Below are 23,548 nucleotides of genomic sequence, written 5' to 3' on the forward strand. Positions count from 1 at the left end.
CCTCATCGCGTGGCGAGTAGGCCCAGGAGGAAGGCCCGAAGGTCGTCGTTCTGGTACCAGTCGCCGCTGAACATCGCCTGCATGGATCGGGCGAGGATGTCGCCTGTCTCCGGTTGCGTCTGCTGCTGCCGCTGCAGGAGCCGATCCAGGGCGCTCGGCTGCCGGCGGCGGGCGCCGGGCCGCCCGGTGTGAGTCCGGGTGAACCAGAACGCGCGCTGCGCGGCGTCCAGGTCTTCAAGGTGCTGGGCAAAGTGCTGCGCCAGGGCGTGGCTCGCGGTTCCCAGTCCCTCGTCCGCGAGGTCGACGACGGTCACCCTCTGCCCTTCCGCCTCGTAGCGGCCCTGCGTGCCGTTCACGGCCGTCAGGCGCCGTGCCCCGGTGCTGGACAGCCACGACCGCGGGACGAGTCGCTGCACGCCGCGCACCGCCCGCTCCGCATCCGGCTCAGTGTCCGGGCCGAAGACGAACGCGTCCGCGCCCTGGGGGCCGACATCGCGGATGTCCGCCAGCGCTGCGGCGACAGCATCGGGCACCGCCGTGGCGTACCGGCCGCGCAGGTCCTCGTACTCCCGACGTGCGGCCATGAGCTCCGCACGAGCGGCCGTGATCTCGATCTCGAGGTCCTGGTCGTCCGGGATGGTCGCGCTGCTCCGGGCGGCCCGGAGGTTGACCAGGCGTCGCTCGCTCGCGGCCACGTAGTCGTCCGCGTGCTGCAGGGTCTCGTGCGGACTGTCGCCGAAGTCGTCACCGAGAGCGGCGGCGAGGCGGCGGGTCACGTCCTGGTCGACGTCGCTGCCGGCGGCCCGGAGCGCCGCGAGGTGGCGGAGCGCGGTCAGGCCCGGCCCTCCGTCTGCGGCTCGGTCCGGTGCCCACTCGATCCGGTCGGACATGCCGGGCAGGCGTCCGGCGGCGAGGCGGTCCCAGGTCGTGGGGCGCCAGAACGTGACCCTCTGCTGCGTCTGGCCGAAGCGGCCCGGGGCCGGCATCAAGCTCGCCCAGTGGGTGACCCGCTCGGACAGGGCTTCGCCGGTCGCGTCCGGCAGCTCGAGAGCACGTAGACGAGCCAGGCGGCGGGACTCCGGCCACTGCCGGACGCGGCGGGCCATACGCCCGAGGAAGGCCCGCAGGCGAGCGAGGCGCTCGCGCGCGCCGCGGTACTTCTCGGCGATGGCACGCGCTGCCGTCTTCACCAGTTCCACGAGGCGCTTGGCCATGCGGATCAGAAGGGCGACGACCTGGGCGAGGAGGCCCGGCTGCCGGCCGGCCGTACGGCCGCCCGCGCGGGACGCGATCCGGCGGGCGGTGCCTCGCCGGGTTCCGGCCAGCTGCTGGGCGAGCAGGGCGGCGACCTGGGTGGCGTCGCCCGGGTCGATGCCCGCCGCGAGAAGCTCCCGCAGGAGGGCGTTCACCGCTCCGTTCACATGCCCCGTGACGGCGCGGTTGATCTCCGGGTCGGTGCGGGACGTGTTGGCGGGGCGGTTGGCCACCTGGGCCGGGATGAGCCGCAGCAGGTCCCGGGCTCGGGCCGCCAGGTCCTCGTTGCTCTCGTCGGGCAGCGGCTCGAGGTCGTTGATCGTCCGCAGCGCGGCCCGCACCGTGGCCTTGTGGGCGTCCCTGCGGGCCTCGTGGAGCCGCCTCTTGGTGTCGGCCAGTTCCGGGTCCGACAGGCCAAGAGCGTCGAGCGCCGCGTTGCCGTCGCGACGGACCTCCTGGCGGGCGTCGCGCAGCGCCTCGGCGGTGAGGCGCTGCCCGATCTGCTCACGCAAGGCATGGACGTCACCGGGTGGTTCCGTGCCGGCGATGGCCTCCTGGATGATGCGGGCGGCCATGCTGCGGACGTGCTCGCCAACGAGCCGGTCGACGTCCGTCTGCGGCGCCGGGTTCGGATCGCGAGGCGCTCCGGCCTGGGGCAGGGCAGGGGTAGGACGGCTGCGGTCGTAGACGTTCACGGTCCGGCCGGAGTGGAGACCGACGTCGTGCACGTTGCCGTTCTCGTCCACGCCGGTGAGGTACGTCCACCAGCCGCTGCGCTGGACCTCTCTGATGATGGTCAGCCGCCGGTGCCCGTTGAGCTGGTAGCCGGCCCGATTCACGGGTGCGTCGATGAGGTCGCCGATCCGCAGGTCGCCCGGGCGGACCTGGGCGACGGGAACCTCCGGCGCCGGAGGCGCGGGCGCGGGATCGTTCGGGTCGGGCGGGGTGACCGGGCGCGGCTGGGCGGGGGGCAGCATCCACACCGGCAGTCCGCCGGCAACCACGCGGGTCTGCCGCTGCTGCTGCTCGTCTTCCAGGACGAGCCGCCGAACGCCGCCAGGACCCTCCTCGACCCCGGCAACATGGAACGGGCGCACCTGGCCGTTCTCGCCGTCGGCGAGCGCCACTGTGTCCCCCTCGCCGACCTGGGCAGCGGTCGACGGGCGGGGGCGGGCCGGGGCCGTCTCCGGGGTTCGCCCGGCGGCGCTGTCGAGGCGGTCCGCGGCGCGGAGTGCGGCACGGCCTTCCTCACCGGACGGATCGGCTGCCGCACGCAGTTGCTCCGCCAGCGCCGAGGCCTGCCCTGCGGTGACCGGCAGGTCCCTCTCGATCCTGGCGGCGGCCTGCTGGGCTTCCGGGGCGTCGTCCAGGGCGTCGGCGTGGTCGCCGACGATGTCCCGGTCCCGACGGGTGAGTTCGGGATCCACCGTCGGGCCTGTCACCGGCTCGACGGCGGAGGACGCCGCATGGACGGTCAGCTCCTCGTCCGGCTCCGGCATGTCATCGGGGCCGAGGTCCGGGACGGTGTTGCCCGCGCCCAGGGCGCGGGGAAGCACTGCGCGGGAGTCCACGTCGATCTCGCCCGTCTCCCCGGTGACCGTGTCGACGTACTGCAGGGTCACCCGGTCCCCGTTTCGCTGGGGCGTTCCAGAGATCTTGACGGGGACGAGAGCGCCATCGAGGTCCAGGAGTACGACGTCGCCATCGTTCAGGTCGGCGGACGTCGGCTCGTCGATCTCGGACACCGGCGCGGCGACGGAGACGTCGTCGCGTACCTCTCCGGCGACTTGGAGGTCTCCGGCACTGCGGGTGACCGTTCCGTCGGCGGTGGTGATGGTGACGTCGTCGCCGTCGACGCGGTCCACCGGCCCCAGGAGCCTGCCGTCGGTGTCGCTGACCACACTCTGCTCGGTCACGCGGCGGCCGTCGGCCGTCCACCCGTCAGGCCGCTGGCTGTCGGTCACGGTCACACTCGTCGGGGAAACCGTGTCCTCGTCGCGGCTGTCGTCCCACGCCACCGACACCGCTGTATCGGTGGCGCCGGTGACGGTTCCCTCGCGGCCGTTGGAGCTGGTGACGTTGCTGCCGGGGTACAGCACCTGGCCGCTGTTGTCCGCAGGCAGCCGGTCGGGTACCCCGCCGGCCCGGAGCGAAGACTGGGCGCCGTTCACCAGGGAGCTGGGCCCGGCGTCGTCCGACGCTGCGGCCCGTGCGACGGAAGCGTTCTCGGACACGAAGACGTTCCCGGCCTCGCCGGTGCCGTCCGGGTGCTCCGTGACCCGGGTCCGCCACCTCTTCTCTGTGCGGCCCCGGGAGGTGACGTCGACCAGGACCGGGCCGTTGCCGGAGACGTACCCGACACGCTGAACCTTCCGGCCCTGCCGCGTGGTCCCGGTCATGCGCACCATGTCGCCGGGCACCAGGTTCTCGACGCGAGCCCAGTGCGCCGGCTGCCCGCCGATCGGGTCCGGGACGGCTTCCGGCTCAGGCCGCGCCGCGGCACCGCGCGCGCTTTCCGGAGCGCGCTCGGGCACATCCGCAGACTCCGGTGACGGGCTCGGAGCGGACTCGGAGAAGTCCGGGTCGTTCCAGCGGCCAAGACGTTCCCGGTCGCTCTCCGGAGTCCCCAGGGCGTCGATGATCCGGCTCGCCCAGAAGGCCCGCTGCTTGAGGCCGTTGAGGGCCATCTGCTGATCGCCGCCCTGCCTGGTCTGAGGAAGGACGCCGTGCAGCCATTCGAGATCGTCGCGCGCCTGCGCCAAGTCCTGACGCAGGTCCCCGCTGGTCAGGGTGCGCGCGTTGAGCGCCTCGAGCCGCGTGAGCAACCGCTCGTAGCGGGCCTGGGCCCCCGGCTTCTTCTTTACGGCCGCTGGCAGGTCAGGGATCTCCCGCTGCTTCGACGGCGTACTCGACACGTGAACCCTTGCCATGAGCCACAGGTCTTCGCTGGGGTTCCTGGGGTCCATGGGGCCGACGCGCAGGGCGCGGTCAACGAGGGCACGGACAACCTCGTCCCGGTCCTCGGAAGAAACCATGCCGTCAACGCCGAGCGTCCAGAACGGGGTGGACTGCCACCGCGGTGTGCGGTCCGGCCGGTCCCTGTTGATGTTGCGGACCCAACCCAGGTACTGGCCGTCGAGCCACGCTTCTTCGCTCTGGTGGGTGGTCCTCCACTCGAGCCGGTCCAACGCCTCCTGCACGCGGTCCCGGTCGGCGGCTCGCTCCGGGGCCGGTACGGCGCCTTCCGCCCCGGGCTGCTGCGCAGAGCCGTCGACGGAATCGGCGGGGTCGGAGTCTGCTGCGGCCGGGGTGGCGGACGCGTTCCGCTGCTCCTCCTCGTACTGCTCTCGGGCGATGCGGTCGTCATCACGTCGCGCCTTCTTGAACTGGGCGAAGGTCCGCCGGCCGCCGTTGGCGTCGAACCACTCCTGCAGGTCCTCACTGGCGTACCGGCGCCAGCGGTCGTTCGCCGCGAGGCTGCCGCCCGAGAACAGCTCCCGCTCGTCGAACGGCACCGCCTTGAACTTGTGCTCACGTGCGAAGAAGAAGCCGTTGGTGGCCTCCACGGCAGCTTCGTAACGGGTTTGGTCGTACAGCGCGAACTCGGCCCGCAGAACACGGTCGGCCTCCCGCTGTCGGTACTGCGCGTAGGTGAGCCGCCCGTTGGCCGGGACGCCCTCGTCCTTGTCGCCCTTAACCCACCGCTGGAGCTCCTGAGAGGACAGTTCGAAGGCCCGAGCGTTCGTGTACTTCCAGCCCGAGAACACCGCGCGGGGGTCGACTCCGTCGGCTTCCGCTCCAGGGCTGAGCATGCGCCCGCCGGTGGCCTCCATCGCGGCCAGCCACCGTTCCTCGTCCAGCGCCTCCCACTCCCGGCGCAGACGGCCGGCCGTGGGCTCCGCAGGGCGGGTGATGTCGGTGTCCCCGAACTTGAGCGCCTCATCCATGGCGCGCCCCTCGGCTTCCGCTTCCGCGGTGGTCGCCGGAGGGGCCTCGGGCACGGCCTGCCGGACCCGGGCATCCACGAAGCCGTCGCGGCGGTCCATCTCCTCTCCGACCCGCCGCATGTCCTCAGAGCTCAGCCCCTGCCGGAAGGCGTCCTCAAGCACCTGGGTGCTCAGCGTGGTGAGGTCCTCGGGCAGCTCGAAGCCGCCGGCCCGCTCCCGTTCGTAGTCGTCGCGCACCGCGCGAAGCGCCTGGGGAAGCGTGCGGCCTTCGCCGTCGCGCCAGGCGCTGATGCTGGCGGCGCCCCAGGGGCGGTTCCAGTCGAAGAGGTCGCCGTTGCGGTCGGCGATCGCCTCAATGCGGCCAGCGAGCTCGCGCGCCTCCTCCGGGTCGTCGGTGTCCAGGGTGATGCCCGGCAGGTTCGTGCCGTTGAGGGACTGCGCGAACTTCCAGTGGTTGCCTCCATCGCCCCGCGGTTGCAGGAAGGTGGCGATGCTGCCGCCGGGCGACAGCGTCAGACCGTCCCGGCCCGCCATGTCGGCAAGGTAGGCGCGCCGCTCGGGGGTGTCATCCTGCGGGGCAAGGTCTTCACCAGTGCGCCACGCGGCCCGCAGGGAGTCCACATCGGCGTACCGGGGCGAGGCCGGTGTCGCAGCGGCCGCCGGGCCCGCAGCACCATCGGCACCGTCTGCGCCTGCGGCTTCGGACCCGTCGGGCTCCGGGAAGTCCAGGCCCTGGACGTCGGGCCCACCGTTTCCGCTGCCGTCTTGATCGCGGCGGCCGCGGCGACCACCGCGGCGTTCAGTCTCGGAGCGCTCGGCACCGTCCCGGCCTTCGCCTCCGACCTCGTCGGGGGCCGGCGAGGGAGTTCCCCCGCCGCTGCCGACGCCGTCGGGGCCGGGCACGTCAGACTCGTTGTCGCGCCGGCTCCGCCGGTTCTCCTCGTCCCCCTCCTCGCTGTCACGGGCCCCCGCGCTCTCGTTGCCGGTGTTCTGCTGCTCCTGGTCCTCCTCACCGCGGGCAATGCGCGCCGCACGACGGAACAGGTCGGCCGCGCGCTCGCCCTGCGGGCCGGCGAGCTCGTACTGCTCGGCGAGCGCTTCCATCCGGTCGGCGACGTCGCGAAGCTCCGCCTCCCGGTCGTCCGACGGCTCGGCGCGCCCCAGGCGCTCCTCGAGCTCCTGCATCTCCGGCAGGGACTCGCCGCCCACCACGTTCATGCCCTCGCCGAACACGGCCCGTGCACGGGCGGCCCGGTCGTCGTCGTTCGTGGCCGGGGTCTCTTCCCGGGCGAAGACGTCGTCCGGGTGGCTGAGGAACACGGGGCTGAGCGCGGAACGAGAGCCGTCGAGATTCTCGACGGCCATGACGAGAGTGCCGTTGCTGTTGTGGGTCGCACGACGCACCCGAACCGGGTCCCGCCAGCCCAGTGACAAGATCGACGAGACCGGTACGCGGATGACGTCGTTCTCGGCCACCGTGGCCCGGTCGCCGAGAACCCAGCCCGCGGGCGGCGTTCGCCGCTCCTGCTTCTGCGCGCGCATGTCGACGTTGCGCACCAGGGCGAAGGCGGCCTCGTCCCGGCTGCGGTGGAAGTCCGGGTCCCGGTCCCCGTCGGAGTTGACCCACTCCCACTCCCGGCCCAAGCGGCGAATGCTGCCGGCCTGTCGGCCGTCCACCGACACCGGGTACGACCCATCCGCCTGCCGTGTGCCGTACACGACCCGGGCGAGCGCGGCCTCCTTCTCCTGCTTCTCCTTCTCCTTCCTCTCCGCGTTCCGGCGCGCGACCTCACGGAGCCGCTGCTCCTCCCCCAGCTCGCCCCGTCGGCTGGCGACCGGCTGGAGAGCGAACCAGACACGGCCCTCCACACGCGGCCCCTCGCCCGTCGGGCTCACGTGCCGGTCCTGCCACGCCTGGAGCTCCTCCAGCTCGGCGTTGATCTCCTCATCGCTCATGTCCGCCGGCCGCGCCTCGCGGATCGGCGCCGGCGGCGCCTTCGGAGCCTCGGGAGCGGAGTGCTGAGCGGTGGACTGCCCGGGGCGCCGCCAGGCGTCCCACTGCTCCTCGGTGAACCGTTCGACGAGCCCGCGGGACGGCATGACGACGGTGTGCTGGGAGATGTCGGGCTCCCACTGCTGTCGGTCGTCGTTCCAGCTGCGGCCCTGGTAGGTGACCAGCGTGCGGCCACCGGAAGCGGAAGAGGCGCCGCGGAAGTGACCGAAGTACGGGCCGAGGCCTCCGGCACGGTAGGCCGGGCTCACCGCGTCGAACCGGACGAGGTCACCGTCCTGGAGGTCCCACGGACGGAACAGGGTGCCGCCGTTGGGGCCGTCGCCCTGCGGCTCGGGCTCTCGGTCGGGGAACTCCGCGAGCGCCCGCTCGAGGTCCTCCCCGAGCTCCAGAAGCTGCGTTCGTACGGTCTGGGCCTCCTCGGAGTCGGGAAGGAGGTCCCGGGTCAGCCGCTGGGCGATGTAGTCGAGGCTCTGCCGTACGCGGCGAAGGTCCTCGCGGGCGTCGCCGGTCGGCGGGTCTCCGGCGAGGATGCCGTCGAGGGACTGCACGACCTCCTCGTAGTCGCTCCGGATGCGGCGCACAGCGTTCTTGTCCTGGGCCCCCAGGCCGGACAGCTTCGGCAGCTTGGGGAGGGCGGGGAGCCGCTCGCGGAGCACACGTGCGGCCCCGTCCTCGTCGCCGGGGAGACGCGGAGCCGGCGGCGTGGTGTCGGGCTGCGGCGCGGCGCCCTCCTGCCCGTCGTCGACGGCGGCCGGGCGGATGCTCTGCAGGGTCTCGCGTACCTCTGCCTGCGGCAGACGTACGGCTCCGTTCCCCTCCTGCGGAGGGGCGAACCGGCCGTCGGCCATCGCGGCGTCCAGCTCTTCCGGGCTGGCCACGGGCAGGCGAGGCTTGCCCTTCCCGTCCAGGCGAGTCACCTGGGCGGCGGTGATCTGGTCGGTGCGGCCCTCGGGCGTGCGGACCATCAGGTCGTAGTCTCCGACCGTCTCGACGGTGCCCCGGATCACGCTCTCGCCGTCTTCTGACCAGAAGCTGACGTCGCTCCCCGCGCGGAAGTCGGTCAGCTTCCAGTCCCGGGTGTACTGCCCGTCGGGCTCCTCGAGCGGGTCCGGCTCCTGAGTGACGTCGAAGACCCACCCGAGGGAGCTCGCGTCAAGGACGTCGGTCGCACGGGTGAGTGCGACATACGCCAGGCGCAGCTCCTCGTCCTCGGGGATGGTGTCCCAGTCGATGTTGCCCTCGGGCGTCTCCTTCGGGCCGCGCCAGTCGTCGGCGATGCGAACCCGCTCGGACTCCAGCCCCTTCGCCTTGTGGGCGGTAGAGACAAGGAGGTCGTGGGGTGCGGCCTGGTCGACGATCTGGCCACCGCTCGCGGTCTCCGGGGCGGTGTACCAGGTGTCGATGTAGCGCTGGACCTTCTGCATGACGGCGGCGCGCTCCTGGTCGGAGGTGCGCTTCTTGCCGCGCGGCGGCGGGTAGCCCCAACGCTTGGTCGCGGGATCCCAGCCGAAGCCCTGGTCCTTGTGCTTGAGCCACTCCTTGGTGGCGTCGAAGTTGCGGTCGCCGAAGCTGAACTTGACCCAGATGTGCTCGCCGTCGTCCTCGATCAGCGGGCGGGGCATACGGGCGGAGTCGAGGAGCGCGTCGAGTTCCGCGCTGTGCTTCTCCATCAGCTTGAACATCGAGTCGAGCTGCTTCAGGCTCCGGTCAGCCGCAACCTCCTCCCGAATGTCGTCCCAGGACATGCCGTTGAACCGGGCGAGGTCCTGGTGCGAAGTACGCTCGCCGCGCTGCAGCGTCTCGGCGGCCTCCAGGAACTTCTGAAGGTCCTGCAGGCCGCCGGCAACGGCGACCTTTCGTCCGGCCTTCAGGCCTTCGACCGCTCCGAGGACGGCGCCCGCGTTCGTACGGGCGATGAGCATGGTCTCGTCACCCGGGATGATCTGTTCGCGCCGGGAGTTCTTCCGGTCCCAGCCCTTCAGCCGCATCCTGCTGCCGAGCAGCAGCAGGAACCTGTTCCCCGCGTCGGCTACCTCGTCGCCGAAGCGGAACGTCTGCGTGAGCGTTGCGGTGGCGTCCGCGGGCAGCCGCCCCAGGGCGTCCGTCGCCCCTCGGAACCCGTAGATCGCCTGATTGGAGTCGCCGACGGCCACAACCTGGATGCCGGCCGCACGGACGTTGCGGACGATCCCCTCCATCACGGGGTTCACATCCTGTGCCTCGTCCCAGAACAGGACGTCCGCGTCCGGCACGCGGCCGGACAACGCCCACATCTTCACGGTGTGGTCGAACGACAGAGGAAGGTCGAACTCCTTGGTGCGCGCTTTTGGGTCGGTGAGGTTTGCCCACATCCGCTCCGCGAGCGGCTTGACCGCCTGGAAGACGGCGTCCCGGTTGGAGATCCCGTCGGGCAGGTGGTGCACGGCGAAGTCCGCGTCGTCGGACTTCGCCCACTGCTCCAGCAGCCGGTTCGCCAGGTGCGCGGCCCGGCGCGGCGACAGCGTGTCGCTTCCGGCCGGAACGTTGTCGCGCCACCGCATCCGGTCCGCGATCTGCTGGTCGTTGAGCCGAGGCCACTTCAGCCGGTCAAGGAGGTCACGGTCGACCATGCTGTTCGCGTACGCGTTCGCCGTGGTCGGGGTCAGATTCGACGCGTACTCGCCGCGCTGCTGCGCTTCGATCGCCTCGTTGGCGACGGACCTGTTGAAGGCCAGGTACAGGATCTTCTTCCCGGGCATGCGCCGGGACAGCATCTTGAGCGTCGTGGACTTGCCGGTGCCGGCCAACGCCATGACCCGCATGTCCAGGCCGCGCCGGGCCGCGCCCTCGATGATGACCCGCTGCTCGTCGGTCGGCGGATACTCCTCCCCGGCGGCCGCGACGGCTTCGACCGATGCCCAATCCGCGTCGGAGTAGCCACGGGGCTTCGCCGGCGGCAGCTCGTCCACGCTCGAGACCGCACCGCGGCCCTCATCCTGGTTCAGGCGGTACCCGGCGACGCGATCCAGCAGGATCTCGCCGCGGGTCGGCTCGACGAGGTTCCCGTCCTTGTCGTACTGCGGCGTCGGCTGCCAGCGGTCGCCTTCTTCCCGGCGCAGCGCCCACAGCCGCCGCTCAGCGCGCAGGCGGTATGCCAGCGCCAGCGGGTCCGTGGCCGTCTCCAGGGCGCCGGTGACATTCTCGAGGCGCTCGATCTCAATGGCGAGCTCGTCCTCGTTCAGGTCCTGCGGCTCGCGCTCTTCGAGCGGCCTGGCCGCTCCCGTCTGCGGCGGGACCGGCGCAGCTGCGGGTGCCCCGCCTTCCTCCAGGGCGCCGCCGTCCTCTTCGGCGCCTTCGGGCTCCGCCTGATCCTCCTGCGCCGCCGTGTCACGGCTCTCCTCCGCCGGATCCTGACCAGCCGTACCCTCCGCGGACGGCCCGCTGCCACCCGCGGCCGTCTCCTCCCGGGTATCGCCCGTCGGCGCCGCGGGGGCCTCCTCGTCCGGGCGGAGAACCCGCAGCTCCTCGTCCGGGCTGAGGAAGTGCTCCTTCCCGCCCTCGGACACCACGCGCACCCGCCCACGGCTGGTGCGCAGCGGCTGCTCCCGCACGGTGTGCGCGCGGCCTTCCGCGTCCACGAACCGGTCGCCGGCCTGGAAGTCCAGGGGCTTACGGGTCTGTACGGGCCGCAGCTTGCTGGTGTCACGGCCTTCGGCGGCGGCGAACATGTCGGGGGTGCCGAACTCGTCGTCGGGCCGGTCGAGCGGGTTGTCCGGGTCCGGGACGAGCTGCACCTGCTGGGGCTGCTCGATGCCGAAAAGCCCGTCGGGGTCCGCTGCAGCGTCCTTCGGCTTCGGCTTCTCCTCCTTCGGCGCCCGCCCCGCCCGCCTGGCTTCTTCGGCCTCGAGGACGCGCATGCGGGTACGGTCGACACCCGGCAGCTCGCCCTCGGCCATCTCCCGCTCTACCAGGGCGACGATCTCGTCACGGAGCTCGGCGTCCTCCATGGACGACGGCGCCTTGGCGTTGCGCACGGCCGCGGTCGGCTCGTTGACCTCGTCGGGCGTCAGCGTGACTCGCTCGGAAGCCTGCTCCGCCTCGCCGTTCGGCGCGGGTGCATCAGCCGCCCCGGATTCCGGGGCCCGCTGCCCGTCGCCCGAGTCCTCGTCGGTGCTACTGCCCGGCACCGGACCGTCAGGGGCAGTCTCACCGTCCACGCCGTCGGCACGGTCTTCGCCCTTCTTCCGCTTCTTCTCCCGGATCGCGCGCGCGTTCGCGGCGAAGCGGTCGGCGTTCGCGTCCAGGCGCGTCTCGACGCTGTTCAGCGCGTCGGCCAGCTCCGGGGCGACGTTCTCGGTGTCGAGGGCGTGGAGAGCGACGAGGGCGCTGCGCATCGCCTGAGCGTTCTGATCGTGCCCGTCTGCGCCCCTGGGGTCGCCGGTGACCCGGGCCATGTGCTTGGCGAGCGCCTGGTACGCCTCCGGGGCTCCGTCCGGCCACTGCCGTTGGGCGAGCTCATCGGCCTGGCCCCAGGCCTTGAGGAGGTTCTTCGCCGCGCGGCTGGCGTACGTGCTGTTGGGATGCTGCTGCGACGTCTCCGCGATGTCGCGGACGACGTCCTCTCGCCGGCGGCGGGACTTGGGGACAACGTGCAGCTTCTGCCCGTTGGGGACGCCGAACTGGTCGATCTCCCGAAGGCCACCCAGAGCCCGTGTGGTGAAGGTGCGGTGTGTCCGGGTCCGGCTCACATCGGTCACCACCTGGCCGAACTGGCCCTGCGCGATGACGTCGCCGACCCGGACGTTGTCCGCGCGGACTTCTTCCGGCAGGGCGTCCAACGATGTCGCGGACCGGAAGACCCGGCTGGGCATGCGCAGCACGTCCACGGTGTCGTTGGACGCGATGGGGGTGCCGTCCGGGCCGGTGAGGGTGGCGTCCAAGAGGGGCACGCTCGTGCGGCCGGCGCCCGGCCGGTAGGTGGCGGCGACGGTCCCCTCGACAGTGACAGTGTCCGGCTTCTGCTGGTCGCGAGTGGACACCGGCCACTCAACGTCGCTGCCGGAGACGGTGGCGGAGACGCGGTCGCCGGGACGGAGGTCTTCCCGACTGACCGTCGACTCGTCACCGCCGCCGGTCTCCGGAACGTCGACGTCGGCAGCGGGGGCCTGCTGTTCGGGCTTGGGCTTCTGGTTCCTCCTCTGTGCCCTCCGCTTCTCCACGGCCTCGAGGACCCGCTTGGCGTAGGCGTTGTACGCGCTGCGCTCGGCAGCCGAGGCGTCCGCTCCGGCACCAGAAAGAACCTCCGCCGCCTCCAGGAGCATCTCGTGCACCTCGAGTGGCGCGGTGATTTTGTAGGAGCCGCTGCGGTTCCGCTTGGCGGTGTCGCGCGCCTTAACGGTGTCTGGGTCACGCGTCGGCCAAGCGTCGTCGTCGAAGACCCACTCTTGGACGATCGCGGGCATGGTCAGGCTGATGAGGTTCTCGCGGGCCCAGTCGAACCGTAGAGGATCTGGGCGGGCAGTCTCAGTGCGGGCCGGAGCCTTGGGGCGCTGGCGGGCCATCGGGGGCTTGCCAGCGTCGAACTCCTCACGGGCGCGGCGGATCGCCGCCTGGACGTTCTCGCCCGCGCTTGAGCGCCAGGTCTGTGCTGCAGTGTCGAGGTTCGGATCGGAGAAGTCGAATCCCGGGGCGAGGGGCTCCGTCGAGCCTTCGGTGGGCGCCGTACGCTCGAGATGGCGGACAAAGCCACGGGCTGCGTCGGCGGTGTCGAAGTCGCCGGCCATGGTCATGCGCTCGCCAGTGCCAGTAGCGGTCAGGTACCAGCGCTTGGTGGATTCGTCCTGGCGGATTACGAGACTTCCGTCTCCCGTGACCATGAGATCGTCGCTGCTGGCGAGAAAGCGCAGGAACTCCGCCATCCCCGGCTTGCGAGCGGGCTGGTCGGCAAGGTCGAGGAAGTGCTGGCGGACAGCCGCAAGGTTCTCGAAGCGGCCCTCCGAGAACGAGTGGTCGGGCAGAGCCTGGACGTTGATGGGGTGGCGGCCGTCGGCGGGTTCATCCTCGTCGTCGTCGGCGGGGCCGTCGCCTTCGTCCTCGCCGATCGGGCGGCCCTGGTCGTCCGCGTCGTGCGGGTCGTTCGGGGTGTCGGGTTCGCCGTCGTCGTCCCGGACCACGCCGTTGCCGCGGCCCGGGGCCTGGCGCCGCTTCTCGTCCTCGGCCTGGACCTTGCGCTCATTGTCAGTCGGCGCACTGCCATCCGGCCGCGCCACCATCGACACCCATTTCGCGCTGGTGGTGTGGCGGCGGCCCTTGAACTCGTTCGGCCCGGACTGGTCCTGGACGAGGACGCGGTCGCGGGGGAGCGCGCGTACGACGCGGGCGAGCTTCCCTCCCCACAGCCGCACGACGCCGCCCGTCTCGATGAAGCGGCCCTTGCTGTCGCGCGGGTGCAGAGCGGGGTTCCACTTGCGGCGGGCAGCCTTGGTCTCTAGGCCGGCGGTGGCCTGCAACTCAGATCGATCAGCGCGGCGATTCAGCATGCGGCGGACCATGCACAGCGAGCGGGGTTAGCGTCGCGTGCTGACCGGCAAACCCCCGACCAAGATCGTTTTAGTCCAATTGGCCACGTCCGGGTCGGCTACATGGTCTCGGTGAGTATGTGGATGCCGAACCAGGCGGAGAACCCGAACCAGCCGACGGCAAAGAGGGCGCGGCCGGCCTTGCTGGTGCGGGTGCGGAACAGGCGCCGGAAGTTCTCGGACAGGGTGTCGTCGTCACGCTTGTTGGCCAGGGCAAGGGTCTCGGCGGCGGCGAAGGCGAGGGTCCAGGCGATCCAGACGGCAGGCCACATGGCGGGTCACTCCTTGGGGTCGGTGTCGTAGTGCAGGCGGCATCGGCAGTTCCGGGTGAGGCCGATGGGGGCGAAGGGGTCGCCGGGGTAGCGGAGCTGGGCCCCGTTGATCGCGTACGGAGTGCCGGCCGGCAGCGTCTTGCCGTGCAGCGCCTTGTGCGCGGGCCGGACGCGGCCGTCCTGGCGGGTGATCCAGGTCCGGACGACGCCGGGGCCGGCGCTCTCCGCCGCGGCGTCCGCGGCCCCGTTCACGGTCGCCACGGCGCACATCTCCGCAATCTGAGCCACCAACTCGGAACCGGTGGAGCGGTAGAAGGCGGAGACGGACTCGATGAGGTCCTCCAGGGCTGGTTCCCCGTCCTCCTGGGCGGCGCGCAGGACCTCGGCGAGCTCACCGAGCATCGTGGCCACGGCTTCACCCGCGTACATCGCGGTGACGAGCGCGGCCGCGGCCGCCGCGGGCGGCGCGACGTCGGCGCCGGCGAGGGCCCGGCCCGCGCGGCGGGCGGTGGCCGCGGCCGCCTGCTGCAGGATCGGGGCGAGGGCGTTGGCCGTCTCCTCCGCCCAGCGCGGCGCGCTGACGACCCGCTGCTCGTCGAGATTCGCGTCGCCCCCGCGGGTGTCGGTCTCGTTCTCCGGCGCCCAGAACCGCGTTCCCTTGCGGATCTTCGGAGCGCGGAGCCGCGCCGTGACCACGCCTTCCTGCCGGGCGAGAAGCGCGACCAGGGCCGCCTGCACGGCCGTGGCGAGGGCGTCGAAGTCGGACTCCGAGACCTCGAACCCGTCCCCGGCCGCCGCCTTGTTCTCGATGGTGGTGCGCGCCGCGGCGACATCCTCGGCTGCGGCCCCGGGCTCTGGGGTGACGCTGGTACGGGCCCGGGCAACGTCCCCGGCCGCGTCGCCGGGAACGTACGTGCCGGTGCCGGCGCGGGCGGCCGCGACGTCGGCCGCCGCAGTCGTGGCCTGGCCGGGCGGCAACTCGAGAGCCGTCTGGCCGCGCGCTGCGGCAACGTCGTCCGCCGCCGACGGAGCGGAGTCGAGGCTTCGGGCTTCGGCGACGACCGCAGCGGCGGAAGCGTCCCCGCCGGCCGGAGGCAGCCCGGGGACCGAGACGCCGCCTCCGGGGAGGGCTCCCGGTTCCAGGGTGAGGCCGAGCGCGGCCGCGTCCTGGTCGTTGGCCGGCACGGGCGCCTTCTGCGGGCTAATCCACAAGGCCCGGGACTGAGGGGTGTCGAAGGCCCGACGTCCTGCGACCCGGCGGTACTCGTCGACCGTGATGAGGCCCGCGTTGAACTCCTCCCGGGCTTCCTGACGGGCCAGGCGGCGCGGAAACTCGAGCGCCTGGACGCCGGAGACGTCGAAGCGGATCACCCAGTCGTCGGGCAGGTCAGGGTCGAACGCCGAGGCGAACAGCTTGAGGTGGGGGAGCTCCGTATGGTCCCAGAAGTTCCACTCCTCGCGGTCGGCGTTGTTGTAGGTCCGCTCGGACGCGTTGCCGATCACGCTCTCGTACACGCCGAAGGCGGAGAGGATCTCGTTCTTCGCGGTGGTGGCGAGGGTCTCGTAGGCCATTTCCCGAGGGCGGGCGGAGGTGTCCACGTAGGTGACGCCGCCCGGCCCGGTGCCGACGAGGGTGAGCTGGCCGGCGTTGTGCGCGCCCGGCGCGAGGCGCTTCTGGATCCGGTCGACTTCCTGCGGGTCGACGCCGTCCAGGTCGATGCCGACGATGCCGCCCGGGCGCCCGTCGTTGTCGATGAAGCTGATGTTGTAGGTGCGGGCCTTGACGTCCAGGTCGACGGACAGGCCCGCGGCCTCGAGCGGGGTGACCCCGCAGAACGGATCGGTCGGGTGCGGGTCGCGCAGCCAGATGACGTGTTCGGGCTCGAGGGTACGGATGTGACCGGTGTAGTCGGTGAACTCGAAGTGCTTGATGTAGGTCGCGTTCTCGTCGTCCGGGATGATCCGGACGCGGTCCGGCGGCAGAATGTCGAGGCGCACCAGGACACCGGCCCGGCTGCGGGTCTTCTCGATGAACACGCCCTTCTTGCTCAGCAGCAGCTGGGCGGAGACCCGCTTCTTGAAGACGTCGCCCGTCTCCAGCGGGTTGGCACGCTGGTTCAGCAGCCTCAGCAGCGGATGGTCCTCGAGGGTTTCGGCGAACTCGCGCTCGTCGCCGCCGCGGCCGATCTGCACCGGCAGCGTGCTCGCGTGCTTGCTGATCGCCTCCACGCTCTTGAAGGTCCAGATGGAGCGCTCGTAGCCCTCCACGATCACGCGCTCGAGGTCCCAGCCGTCCGCGCGGCCCGGCGTACCCCAGACGTTCGTGACGCCCGCGTACGAGACGGAGGTGTAGATCCCTCCCGCCAGCAGGTCCTTCGTTTCCACGGTCAGCGGCGCCGGCGCGGCGACTCCTTGAGGCACGAGGAGGCCTCGGAGCGCCTGGAAGAGCTGCCGGCCCATCAGGCTTCCTCATCCACGCGGGAGCTGGACAGCCAGAGGCCTGCGGCGACTGCGAGGAGGCTGACAGCCAGCCACCCCAGGGTTGGCGCGACGCCGAACAGCACAGGGATCAGCCCACCGCAGCTACTGCACGCAACGATGGTGCCGAGGTCCTGCTTGAACCGGCTGCTGCTGGTGCGGCGGGCGATGACCCCGCAGGCGATCAGCCCGACGTGGGCGGCGATCAGCGCTGCGAGCCAGTGCCAGGTGGCCAGCGCAAGGAGGACGCCGAGCACACCGAGCGAGAGCAGGAGGAGCCCTACGGCCTCCCGTCCCACCCGCCCGCGTGAGTCGACGTGGGAGATGCCGTTCTCTGCCTGTGTCTGCTGAGTAGTCACGCCGCGCACCATGGACGGTGGGCGGCGTTAGCGTCGCGCCCTCAGCTCCGCGGCCGGGAGACCCCGGCAACGTACGCGTCGAGTCCGCGCCGGTTGATCGTTTCGCCGGTGATGATCCGGGCGTTGGGAGGCGGGACCGGGGTCTTCCTCTTCGCGCGCGTCGTCTGGTCCCCGCCGATCAGGTGGGTGTTGTCGACCTTCGCGGCGCAGGAGTCGCCCTTGACCTCGTCGTACGGTCGGCGGCAGCCCTTGCAGTAGACCTCGAGGGCCTCGACGCGTTGCTCCTTCTCTGTCTTGAAGGAGCCCCGGTAGTCGGCGATGCTCGCGATCCGCGGTGTGACGACGATTTCGGCTGCCACCACCCACACGTGCGCCAGGTCGGTCTTCTTCCCCTTCTTGTCTGCAGGCGGCGCGGCCGGCGGTTTCAAGGTCGGCGCCTTCTTGACGGACGGCGCGCCGGGCGCGACGGGACTCTTCGGCGGCGCTGCCGCAGGCGTGAGCCAGTCAAACAGGGCGTCCTGCAGGTGTGAGCGAGGCGGGGCTGTTGGGGTCGTCACCGTTCCTCCGGTTGGCTGGAGAGGGGTTGACGCAAGCTTTCAACCCTCTTCACTCACCGAACGCCAACGGCCGCCTTGTTGTGACACTTGCCGGGCGTATTCACGGCTCCGCCATGGGACGGCAAAGGGCTTGGGCCCGCCGTGCTGCGGCGGGCCCAAGGGTGTGGTTCAGTGCGCCTCGGGCTTCTGGGCGTTGCCTGAGGCCAGGGAAGGGCTAGGCCGGTGCCGGCCAGTTGTGGAAGGTGACGCCGTCACGGTCGCCGAGGAGGCCGTGGATCCCGGCGGCCGGGTAGGGGATGAGTTCTTCCGGAAGGTCGTGATCGGCGAACCACCGCAGCGCCAGGCACTTCTCAGGCTCCAGGTTCTCGGGCTCGCCGGTGTAGTCGGTGAGCTCGTAGAAGAACCCGATCCGGTCCGGAGTCCCGTCGCCCTGGTGGTGGATGACGGTGTGTCCCAGGGTCAGGGCGTCCGGAAGGGCGTGGAGGCCGGTCTCCTCGCGCAGCTCGCGAACGGCGGCCTGGAGCGGCGTCTCGCCGGGGTCGAGCTTCCCGGAGGGGGCGTGCCACTGACCGTATCCGTACGGGCCGCCGCGCTGGGACAGGAGGATCTTGTCGCCTTGGCGGACGACGATGTGAACGTCGACGATGGGCTGCTGAACGGTGCTCATGGCTCTTCTCATCGGGGCTGGGGGACGGTGGGGCTGACGGTAGCGGGCATCTGCTGGAGGTGGAGGAAGATCTGGGCAGCGGCCTCCCTGGGGGTGAGGTCGGTGGTGTCGAGGCGGAGCACCGGGTAGCCGAGCTGTTCGACGAGCGGGATCGCTTCCTCGTAGAGGGTGAGCTCGCGCTGGGTGTCGGCGGGGGTGAGCTCGAAGCGGTGACGGGTGCCACGGCCGCTGAGCCGGTTGTGGATGGTGTCGGCCTGGGCGAGGAGGACCACAGCGAGGTCGGGCGCGGGGATCCCCTCGTTGATGGCGAGGAGGAAGTCGGTGTCGACGCCGTCCTTGCGCTGGAGGACCAAGGTGGAGGGCAGGTAGCGGTCGAGGACCACGGTCCGGCCGGCGGCGAGCGCGGGCTGGATCTCGCTGTCGAGCTGGTGGTGACGGTCGGCTGCGACGGCGAGGGCGAGCGCGCGGCCGCGTAGGGTCCCGGCGCCGCCGAGGGCCCTGATGGTCTTGCCGAAGGTGCTGTGGGACGGCTGGGCGGCGGTGTGGACGTGGTGGCCGGCCAGGGCCAAGGCGTCAGCGAGTAGCTGGTGGGTGGTGGACTTCCCGACGCCGCCGGGCCCGTCGATGGTGATGAACCGACCGCTCACGCCGTGACCTCCTGGGCGCCGTGGTTGCGCTCGTGCTGCTCGCGGGAGATCTGCGCGAGCATCCGGTTCAGGTCGTCGAGGGGGACGTCGCCGAACTGCTGGCCGGTGGTGAAGTTGAACTCGTCGCGGCCACGCATCGCTTCGTCGGCGCCGTGGTCGGTCAGGTCGACGTCGCTGTAGGTCTGCATGGCGACGGGGTCGTACCCCTGCTTGACGAGGTCGTTGAAGATCGGGGAGCCCGGGTAGGGGCGGAAGACGAAGGACGAGGCGCGGAAGGTGCCGGGCAGCCGGTCGGACAGGGCCCACAGCTCCTTGATGTGCCGGACCGTCTGCTCGGCTTCATCCCGGGTCTCGCCGGGGTAGCCGAGGATGAAGTAGCCCTTCACGTTGATGCCGTGCTGGAGCAGGCGCCGGGTGACGGACAAGGTCATCTCGGGGGTGATCCGCTTGTCCATCGCGGTCAGGATCCGCGGGGCGCCGGACTCGATGCCGAGGGCGACCTCCCGCAGCCCGTTGGTTCGCAGCACGGCGAGAACGTCGTCGTCCTCGCGGTCGAGGACGTTGATACGGCCGGTCGCGTCCCAGACGTACCGCTCGCCGATCCTCTCCTCGGTGAACGCCATCATCGCGGGGTGGATGACGCGGCGGACGCCGAGGAACAGGTCGTCGACCGCACGGAACGCCGTCACCCCGTGCGCGGCGTGCAGCTCGTCCATCTCCGCGATGATGTTGCGCGGGTCGCGGGTGCGGATGGTGACGTCGGTGTTCATGGACGCGGCCGCGCCGCAGAAGCCGCACTCGTACGGGCAGCCGCGCGAGCACACGAGGTTCGCTTCGATCCGGCCGTCGTCGGCACGGTAGGGGTCCTGCGGCAGGAAGCGGCGGTCGACGAACGGCAGGGCGTTGATGTCGGGCGCCAGCCACGGCTGCTGGTTGCCGTGGAATATGCCGAGCTTGGGGTGGGTGCTGCCGGCATCGCGCCACATCACCTGGGGCAGCTCCTGGCGGCGGTGGACGTCGCTGAGGATCGCCGCGGCGCGCGTCTCGCCTTCGCCGATGATCAGCGCGCCGATGTTGTGGAACCGCGGGTCGCGCAGGACGGTCGTGGGGGCGGCCTTGGCGTGGTGGCCGCCGACCATGACCAGGATGTTGGGGTCGAGCTCGGCGGCAATCCTGGCCGTCAGGTCGTAGGTCGGGGCCAGGAGGTTGAAGCCGACCCAGCGCGGCCGCAGCCGGTTGACGATCTCTGCGGTGTGCCGGATCCCGGTCCTGAGTAGCAGCGGTACAGCCGTTAGCGCTAAGGGATGATCTTGGGTCTGCAGGATCCCTAGTCTTGAACAGACTTCTTGAGAGCGTGGGTGGTGAACCGGGCGGTGTCTGGTTTGGCCGTGTCGTGACCGCGGGTCATCGAACTGCACACCGGTTCACCGCCGGACATCTCTTGAGCGAACTCGGCAACACGGACCCACGTACCGGACGGTGCAGATCTGCAGAGCGAAGCCCAGGCGGTTGTGGTCACCGCGCCGTCTCGCGGTCAGCAGGCGGTCCTCGTCATCGAGGAAGAAGAAACGCTCCAGCTCAGGGCGGGTCGGCACCTCCTTGAAGGTGCCGTAGGACGCGGCCTGATCATCAGTCAAGAACTCAACGGGCACGGCCACTGACCGTACGCAGGCAACTACGCGCCAGGTGGGCGGTTTACCGAACCGCGATCAAGCACTTCCCCACACTGACCTGCACCGGAGCCTTAGCGCTAACCGCTGTACCGCTGCTACTCACGACCGGATCCCGAGGCCGTGCGCTTCGGCGTCCAGGACACCGACGTTGAACCCGGCCTGCGCGACGTAGGTGGCGATGTAGCCCATGCCGAGGACGGGCAACGTGTAGTCATTGACGCGGGCCCGCTGGTCGTAGTCGCGCAGCGGGGCGTTGACGAACAGGGCGTCCAGGACTCGGTCCGGGTCGGCGCCGGCGATCAGATCATGTTCACGGACCGGCGTGCTCAGTGGTGCGGGCATGGGCCCCCCAGGTGAGTGTGGTCAGGGTGAGTGCGTGCAGGTCAGCGGGCACGGGGCCCGCCTGGTGGCGCCAGTGCTTCTCGAAGGCCCGGCCGGTCTTGTCGGCGAGCGGCCAGTCCTCGGACGGAGCGATCTTCGCCGCCCACGTGCGGACGGCGAGATCGGAATGCGGGTAGACAGAAAAGTCGCCGGTGAAGTCGGCCGCGGCCGCATGAGCCGTCCACGGGCCGACGCCGGCGATCGTGGTCAGCGCGGCGGCGAGCTGGTCGGGCAGGAGCTGCGTCCAGACCTCTTCGTGCTCCAGGACCGCGGCGGCCGCGGCCCGGAGCTTGGGCCGGTGCAGCTTCGCCCCGATGGTGGCGAACGCCTCGTCGTCCAGGCCGAGCACGTACTCCGGGCTGGGGACGACGTTTCGCGTCAGGCCGTTGACGGTCACGGCCGTGCCGTGGACGTGGCTCCACCGCCGGTAGAGGACACGGGCCTGCTCGGCGCGGACGATCTGCCGCAGGATCGCCGTGGTGACGGCGTCCCACAAGGACGGGTTGGCCAGCCGGACGACCGGGCCGAGGTCAGCGAGCTCGACGCGAAGTTCGGCCGGGACGCTCTGCGGCAGAGCGGCGGGGTCCGCCTCGGTGATCTCGGGCTTGTGGTCGTCCGGCCCCTCGACGCACTCCAGCACCAACCCTGTCGGGCCGAAGGTGGCCATCCAGAGGCCGTCACCAGCGCGGACGGCGCGTGCCCAGGTGCCGTCCAGCGCCTGGACCCAGGCGGGGTGATCGGTGGTCATGGTGGTGGTCATCGGAGTGCTCCTCAGCGGGCGTGGCGGGCGTTACGCGGCCCAGCATGCCGGGTCGGGACAGAAGTGACGGGCGGGATGGTCTTACCGGTGAGGGCTTCCTCCGGAAGGGCGCTCGTTCGTGAGGACGAGCTGCGTTCCGCTGTGCCGCGCCATGAGTGCCGCTGCGATCCGCCGGTGTCTCTGGAGCGTCAGGTCACGCTTCCACCCATCCAGAGACCGCACCTCGAAGTGATTGTGCTCATCCGGGTTCAGCCGGATCCTCGCGAGTTCCGCCAGGGAGAGCTGGCCGCCGTCGAAGACGATGCCGATCTTCGGCCGGGGCCAGTCGGTGCCGGCGGGCATGAACTCGACCGTGAGGATCGGCAGATCCGGGGTGAGTACGAGGCCCGTCTCCTCCTCGACCTCGCGCAGCGCGGTCGTAAGCGGGTCCTCCCCGTGGTCGGCGAGCCCCCCGGGTAGCTGCCAGCCCTTCCCTGTGTACACCGACCGCAGGAGCAGCAGACCGTCGTACGGGTCTGTGATCAGCGCCCCCGCGTACACCGTGAACGCCGGGATCCGCGCCAGCATCTCCTGCGGCGTCATCGGCAGCGGCCGCAGACCTTCCGCGCTCATGCGTCCCGGCCTGTCGGGATGGTCGACGGGCGGCCGATCCAGTGGACCGACCATCCGGCCGCCGCCCACCGGTCGCCGTCGAGGATGTTCCGGAAGTCGACGACGGTCAGCTTCGCCGCCAGGCCGGCCAGGGCCTCGGGGTTGATCTCCTGGTACTCCGGCCACTCGGTGCCGACGACCACCACGTCCGCGTCGATGACGGCCTCGGCGACGCTGTCCGCGTACTCCAGCTCGGGGTGACGCCGGGCGGCCGTGGGCAGCGCGACCGGGTCATGCACGGTGACCCGCGCGCCGTGCTTGTGCAGACGGCTGGCAACGGAAAGCGCCGGGGACTCGCGGACGTCGTTCGTTCCGGCCTTGAAGGATGCGCCGAGCATCGCGACCCGGGCGCCGGACAGCTCCCGGTCGAGGGCTGCGTCGATGAGCTGCACCGCGTGCTCCGGGCGGCGGTCGTTCACGGCCTCCGCCGCCAGGAGCAGCGTCTCGGCGTGGTCGACACCGAGCTGCCCGGCACTCGCGGTGAAGGCGCGGACGTCCTTGGGCAGGCAGCCGCCGCCGTAGCCGATGCCGGGCTTCATGCCGCCGTGTCCGATCCTCGCGTCGATGCCCAGGGCCTCGACGAGCTGCGCGACGTCCGCGCCGGCCGCGGCACACATGTCGGCCACCGCGTTGATGTACGAGATCTTCAGGCCCAGGAAGGTGTTCGCCGCACCCTTGGTCAGTTCGGCGGTCTCGGGCGTCATCACGAACAGCGGCACGCCGGAGTCGATAATCGACTTGTACACCTCGCGCACGGTCTGCTCGGCGCGCTTGCTGGTCAGTCCGGCGATGATCCGGTCCGGGCGCAGCGTGTCGTCGATGGCGTGGCCCTCGCGCAGGAACTCGGGGTTCCACACCACGTCCACGGCGTCCCCGGCCGGGGCGAGGCGGTGCACCAGCTCGGTCAGCCGCTTCGTGGTGCCGACGGTGACCGTCGACTTGCCCATGATCGTGCACGGCCGTGTCAGGTACGGCGCGAGCTCGCGGACCGCGCCGAAGACCTGGCCGGTGTCGTAGCTGCGGCCGTCGGAGTCGATCGGTGTGCCGACGGCCAGGAAGTGCACGTCCGCGAACTCGGCGGCCTCCTGGAGGCTGAGCGTGAACCGCAGATCGCCGGAGGACGTGTACTTGGCTAGCAGCTCCAACAGCCCGGTCTCGTAGATGGGGGCCTCGCCGGCGTTCAGCGCCGAGACCTTCCCAGAGTCGGTGTCGACGCCGATCACCTGGTGTCCGAGATGGGCCATCGCCGCCGCGTGCGGGATGCCGAGGTGACCACAGCCGATTACCGAAACGCGCATTGCAGAGTCCTTGTCTGGTCGGGGGCGCACCGG

The 23,548-nt window shown here is 71.1% G+C and carries 12 protein-coding genes and 1 pseudogene; all 13 read right to left on the bottom strand.

Features of this window, described 5'->3' with window-relative positions; genetic code table 11:
• Positions 1–2: 2 nt before the first annotated feature.
• Positions 3–13,703 carry a UvrD-helicase domain-containing protein gene (locus HHL19_RS35440; protein WP_169094528.1) on the bottom strand — a complete coding sequence of 4,567 codons (13,701 nt, stop codon included), beginning with the start codon at positions 13,701–13,703 and terminating at the stop codon, positions 3–5.
• A gap of 128 nt (positions 13,704–13,831) precedes the next feature.
• Complete coding sequence (locus HHL19_RS35445) at positions 13,832–14,044, bottom strand: hypothetical protein (RefSeq protein ID WP_169094529.1); 213 nt, start codon at positions 14,042–14,044, stop codon at positions 13,832–13,834.
• A 6-nt stretch (positions 14,045–14,050) separates the two neighbouring features.
• Entirely contained in the window at positions 14,051–16,504 is a 2,454-nt protein-coding gene (locus HHL19_RS35450; RefSeq protein WP_169094530.1) for a phage portal protein, read from the bottom strand.
• A complete protein-coding gene (locus HHL19_RS35455) occupies positions 16,504–16,881 on the bottom strand; it encodes a hypothetical protein (protein ID WP_169094531.1) in 378 nt (125 codons plus the stop codon). The genes HHL19_RS35450 and HHL19_RS35455 overlap by 1 nt, the downstream gene beginning before the upstream one ends.
• A gap of 41 nt (positions 16,882–16,922) precedes the next feature.
• The gene (locus HHL19_RS35460) at positions 16,923–17,438 is read right to left on the bottom strand and encodes a hypothetical protein (RefSeq protein WP_346768574.1); all 516 of its coding nucleotides are present in this window, start codon (positions 17,436–17,438) and stop codon (positions 16,923–16,925) included.
• 214 nt (positions 17,439–17,652) lie between these two features.
• A complete protein-coding gene (locus tag HHL19_RS35465; RefSeq protein ID WP_169094532.1) occupies positions 17,653–18,105 on the bottom strand; it encodes an NUDIX domain-containing protein in 453 nt (150 codons plus the stop codon).
• Positions 18,106–18,113: 8 nt separating this feature from the next.
• A complete protein-coding gene (tmk, locus tag HHL19_RS35470; protein WP_169094533.1) occupies positions 18,114–18,752 on the bottom strand; it encodes a dTMP kinase in 639 nt (212 codons plus the stop codon).
• Positions 18,749–19,891 (bottom strand): radical SAM protein, encoded by a 1,143-nt coding sequence (locus tag HHL19_RS35475; RefSeq protein WP_240982073.1) that lies wholly within the window; start codon positions 19,889–19,891, stop codon positions 18,749–18,751. Before HHL19_RS35475 ends, tmk begins: the two co-directional genes overlap by 4 nt.
• 324 nt (positions 19,892–20,215) lie before the next feature.
• Positions 20,216–20,404, bottom strand: a pseudogene (locus HHL19_RS35480) (DUF4158 domain-containing protein); the annotation flags it as partial.
• A 120-nt stretch (positions 20,405–20,524) separates the two neighbouring features.
• Positions 20,525–20,767, bottom strand: coding sequence for a hypothetical protein (locus HHL19_RS35485; protein WP_240982074.1), 243 nt, complete (start codon positions 20,765–20,767; stop codon positions 20,525–20,527).
• Complete coding sequence (locus tag HHL19_RS35490; RefSeq protein WP_169094535.1) at positions 20,736–21,566, bottom strand: hypothetical protein; 831 nt, start codon at positions 21,564–21,566, stop codon at positions 20,736–20,738. The genes HHL19_RS35485 and HHL19_RS35490 overlap by 32 nt, the downstream gene beginning before the upstream one ends.
• Before the next feature lie 81 nt (positions 21,567–21,647).
• The gene (locus HHL19_RS35495; protein WP_169094536.1) at positions 21,648–22,178 is read right to left on the bottom strand and encodes an NUDIX hydrolase; all 531 of its coding nucleotides are present in this window, start codon (positions 22,176–22,178) and stop codon (positions 21,648–21,650) included.
• Entirely contained in the window at positions 22,175–23,515 is a 1,341-nt protein-coding gene (locus HHL19_RS35500; RefSeq protein ID WP_169094537.1) for a UDP-glucose/GDP-mannose dehydrogenase family protein, read from the bottom strand. Before HHL19_RS35500 ends, HHL19_RS35495 begins: the two co-directional genes overlap by 4 nt.
• Positions 23,516–23,548: the final 33 nt, after the last annotated feature.

This window comes from Streptomyces sp. R302 (genome assembly GCF_012927245.1).
Lineage (GTDB): Bacteria > Actinomycetota > Actinomycetes > Streptomycetales > Streptomycetaceae > Streptomyces.

What these genes read in the sequence shown, in the direction of transcription:
- HHL19_RS35445 (WP_169094529.1), bottom strand. Translation starts at nt 14,044, where the DNA reads ATGTGGCCTGCCGTCTGGATCGCCTGGACCCTCGCCTTCGCCGCCGCC.
- HHL19_RS35450 (WP_169094530.1), bottom strand. Translation starts at nt 16,504, where the DNA reads ATGGGCCGGCAGCTCTTCCAGGCGCTCCGAGGCCTCCTCGTGCCTCAA.
- HHL19_RS35465 (WP_169094532.1), bottom strand. Translation starts at nt 18,105, where the DNA reads ATGAGCACCGTTCAGCAGCCCATCGTCGACGTTCACATCGTCGTCCGC.
- HHL19_RS35475 (WP_240982073.1), bottom strand. Translation starts at nt 19,891, where the DNA reads ATGGTCGGCGGCCACCACGCCAAGGCCGCCCCCACGACCGTCCTGCGC.
- HHL19_RS35485 (WP_240982074.1), bottom strand. Translation starts at nt 20,767, where the DNA reads ATGCCCGCACCACTGAGCACGCCGGTCCGTGAACATGATCTGATCGCC.
- HHL19_RS35490 (WP_169094535.1), bottom strand. Translation starts at nt 21,566, where the DNA reads ATGACCACCACCATGACCACCGATCACCCCGCCTGGGTCCAGGCGCTG.
- HHL19_RS35495 (WP_169094536.1), bottom strand. Translation starts at nt 22,178, where the DNA reads ATGAGCGCGGAAGGTCTGCGGCCGCTGCCGATGACGCCGCAGGAGATG.
- HHL19_RS35500 (WP_169094537.1), bottom strand. Translation starts at nt 23,515, where the DNA reads ATGCGCGTTTCGGTAATCGGCTGTGGTCACCTCGGCATCCCGCACGCG.